Genomic DNA, 355 nt, shown 5'->3' with positions numbered 1-355 from the left:
CGTTGCCGGCGAACGCCGACAAGACCTATTGCCCGCGCAAGCATGACCTGGTGAAGTCGACGCTCGGCGATGCCGCACGCGTCTGGGAAGCCGCTTGATGACAGCCCATGACCGGGGGCTCGCCGACGCAGCCCAGCGCGCGCTCGCCATTACGGCTCACGACAGGTCCCTGCTCGTCGAGGCCGGCGCGGGATCCGGGAAGACCGCACTGATGGCGGGCCGGATCGCCATGCTGCTTGCGACGGGGACCACCCCTGGATCCATCGCCGCGGTGACCTTCACCGAGCTGGCCGCCAGCGAGCTGCTGGAGCGTGTGGGAGAGGTGGTCGGCCGCCTGGTCGAGGGCCAGGTCCCG

The 355-nt window shown here is 70.4% G+C and carries 1 protein-coding gene; it reads left to right on the top strand.

Going from position 1 to position 355, the window contains the following annotated elements:
- Positions 1 to 97: 97 nt before the first annotated feature.
- Positions 98 to 355 (top strand): UvrD-helicase domain-containing protein (locus CVH10_RS18440; protein WP_146143048.1); only part of this gene is annotated, 258 nt, incomplete at its 3' end.

The sequence above is a fragment of the Halomonas sp. ND22Bw genome, from assembly GCF_003011945.1.
Taxonomy (GTDB): domain Bacteria; phylum Pseudomonadota; class Gammaproteobacteria; order Pseudomonadales; family Halomonadaceae; genus Halomonas; species Halomonas halophila.
Note: the sequence above shows the minus strand (reverse complement) of the source record. Positions and strands in the feature narration are given on the sequence as shown.